This window comes from Arthrobacter sp. Y3223164 (genome assembly GCF_059091005.1).
The window spans coordinates 1-2,773 of the sequence record NZ_JBNHGF010000359.1 but is presented as its reverse complement, the minus strand read 5'-3'; the positions used below and the strand labels follow the sequence as shown (position 1 = coordinate 2,773).

At 68.3% G+C, this 2,773-nt stretch carries 3 protein-coding genes and 1 pseudogene; 1 reads left to right on the top strand and 3 read right to left on the bottom strand.

Translation table 11 applies throughout. The annotated features are described in order from the left end of the window. Both purE and AC5RUJ_RS14015 read right to left on the bottom strand, forming a co-directional pair. The coding region (gene purE, locus AC5RUJ_RS14020; RefSeq protein WP_494156030.1) for a 5-(carboxyamino)imidazole ribonucleotide mutase at positions 1 to 450 on the bottom strand (450 nt) is incomplete at its 3' end. Further along, on the bottom strand, positions 447 to 1,571 hold the full coding sequence (locus tag AC5RUJ_RS14015; protein ID WP_494128043.1) for a 5-(carboxyamino)imidazole ribonucleotide synthase: 1,125 nt from the start codon (positions 1,569 to 1,571) through the stop codon (positions 447 to 449). The genes AC5RUJ_RS14015 and purE, both read right to left, overlap by 4 nt. A 196-nt stretch (positions 1,572 to 1,767) precedes the next feature. On the opposite strand from AC5RUJ_RS14015, the gene AC5RUJ_RS14010 reads away from it, so the two are divergent. After that, a complete protein-coding gene (locus tag AC5RUJ_RS14010; RefSeq protein WP_494128039.1) occupies positions 1,768 to 2,340 on the top strand; it encodes a GtrA family protein in 573 nt (190 codons plus the stop codon). 25 nt (positions 2,341 to 2,365) lie between these two features. Here AC5RUJ_RS14010 and AC5RUJ_RS14005 read toward each other — a convergent pair. Continuing rightward, a pseudogene (locus AC5RUJ_RS14005) lies at positions 2,366 to 2,773 on the bottom strand (TIGR03089 family protein); the annotation flags it as partial.

Below are 2,773 nucleotides of genomic sequence, written 5' to 3'. Positions count from 1 at the left end.
GAACTCGAGCAGGGCCGGCTGCAGCCGCCCGGCCAATTCGTCACCACCGGCTGCCAGCATCCGCACGGCCAGCAGCCCGGCATTGCGGGCTCCGCCGATGGACACCGTGGCCACCGGCACCCCGGCGGGCATCTGCACGATGGAGAGCAGGGAATCCATGCCGTCCAGGTACTTCAGGGGCACCGGCACCCCGATCACCGGCAGGGGGGTTACGGAGGCGAGCATGCCGGGCAGGTGCGCGGCACCGCCGGCGCCGGCGATAATGATCCGCAGTCCCCGGGAGTGAGCGTCGCGGCCATAACCGATCATGTCCTCGGGCATGCGGTGCGCGGAGACGACGTCGGCCTCGTAGGGGACGCCGAATTCCTCCAGCGCCCGGGCGGCGGCCTCCATGACGGGCCAGTCGGAATCCGAGCCCATCACCACGCCGACTATCGGCTTGTTGCTCATGGTTTGCCTTCCTGGGGGTCCACGCCGTCGCGGACGATCGCCGCGACGCGGTCCGCGCGCCGGCGCAGTTCCTCCACCTGGGACGCGTCGCGGCCCACCACATTGACGTGGCCGATCTTCCGGCCGGGACGGACAGACTTGCCGTAGCCATGCAGCTTGACGGACGGTTCGGCGGCCAGCGCGCGCGGATAGGCCGAGAACAGGTCGGTATTGGCGCCGCCCAGGTAGTTCTTCATGACGACGGCGCCGCCGAGCAGGGACGTATCGCCCAGCGGCAGATCCAGGATGGCCCGCAGGTGCTGCTCGAACTGGCTGGTGACCGACCCGTCCTGGGTCCAGTGGCCGGTGTTGTGCGGGCGCATGGCCAGTTCGTTGATCACGAAGCCTGCTCCGCGTCCCGGGGTGGCGAACAACTCGGCGGCCATCACGCCGGTGACGCCCAGCTCGTCGGCCAGCCGGAGCGCCGCCTGCTGGGCCGCCTCGGCGACGTCCGCCGGCAGGTCCTGTGCCGGCGCGATCACTTCGTCACAGACGCCGTCCACCTGGATGGTGTGCACCACCGGCCAGGCCCGTGCTTCGCCGGACGGAGTCCTGGCTACCAGCGCGGAGAGCTCCCGGCTGAAATCGACTTTTTCTTCGACCAGCAGCGCGCCGCCGGTGAACCAGTCGGCCGCCTCGGCGGCAGCGTCCGCATCGGGGATGATCCGCACTCCCTTGCCGTCGTAGCCTCCCCGCGGCGTCTTCAGCACCACCGGCCAGCCAATCCTGCCGCCGAAGGCAACCAGCTCGTCGACGCCCGAGACGGGTGCCCACACCGGGTTTGGCAGCCCCAGCCTGTCCACCACCGCGCGCATGACCAGCTTGTCCTGCGCATGGATCAAGGCGTCAGGGTGCGGCTGCACGTTGACGCCCTCGGCAATCAGGGCCTGCAGATGTTCGGTAGGGACGTGCTCGTGATCGAAGGTCATCACGTCCAGGCCCTTCGCGAACCCCCGCAGCGCCTCCAGATCGCGGTAGTCGCCCACTGGAGCCGTGGCCACGGCGGGGACCGCGGAAACATCGGCGGCCTCGGCCAGAACACGCAGTTCAAAGCCGAGCTCTACCGCACAGGGTGCCATCATTCGGGCAAGCTGGCCGCCGCCCACTACGCCGATCACTGGAAAACTCACCTAGTCAGGGTACCGAACAGGCTCCGGACGAGTCGCATTGCACTTCGCGCGGCGGGTACGTCCTAGGTAACGCCCAGACTGGCGCAATACAATAGTGCGTCGGCCGGCTCTGCTCCGGCATCCGAGCGAAAGGGATCCACCTTCGATCATGAACCGAACTATTTCCGAGCGCCTGCGCGCCATTGTTTCCCTTTTTTGGCGGGAAGTGGCGAAGTTCGGCACGGTCGGCGGGATCAGCTTCATCGTGGACAACGGCGTGTACTGGTGGCTGATCAACGGGCCCATGGACGACAGCGTGGTGAAGGCGCGGTTCGTGTCCGCCTCCGTGGCAACACTGTTCTCCTGGGTAGCCAACCGTTATTGGACGTTCCGTCATCGCCGCCAGGCGAACGTGTTGCGCGAACTGGTGCTGTTCATCGTCATCAACGTCATCGGCATGGTGGTCTCCGCAGGCTGCGTCTGGATAGCCCGCTACCCGCTGGAGGTGACGGACCGGACCATGCTGCTGTTCGCGGGCATCGTCGGCACGGTGCTGGCCACCGTGATGCGCTTCTTCGCCTACCGGTTCCTGGTGTTCAACGTTGAGCTGGACGCCGAGCCGGAGTTTGCCGAGGACCGCAAGATCTTCGAGCGCCACCCCGAGGACAATGCCGACCAGCCTCCCGCGGACGCCGCGCCGGAGGTCGACGGCCCCCAGGCATCGGGCACGGCGCGCGGCTAGGCGGGGTCCGGGCCGGATCACCGGTTCACAGTTGTACGGTGACCCGTTCGCTGTCCAGCAACCGCTGGGTCACCCCTACCTCCGGGTGCACCAGCACGACCGTGCCGCCGCCCTGCCAGGTTGCCAGGGCTTCGCGAAGCACGTCCGGCCAGGGGGTGTGCGCCGGCACCAGCAGGTTCCTGGCCGCTGTCGGCCGGTCCAAAAGCCGGGCGAAGGTCAGCGCTCCGCCGTCGTCCTCCAGGGCCAAGCCGTTTGCCGCCAGGGAATCGATTCCCAGGTACTCATCCGCGTAGGACCGGACCTCGGCCGCGTAGTCGAGGACGCCGTCGGGCAGTTCCCCGGGCCAGCGCAACTGGAGCGCGCCCAGGGCGACCAGGACCTGGTGTCCGCTGCCTGCCCGCACCAAAAGGGCCGGATCCGCGGCCACCACCAC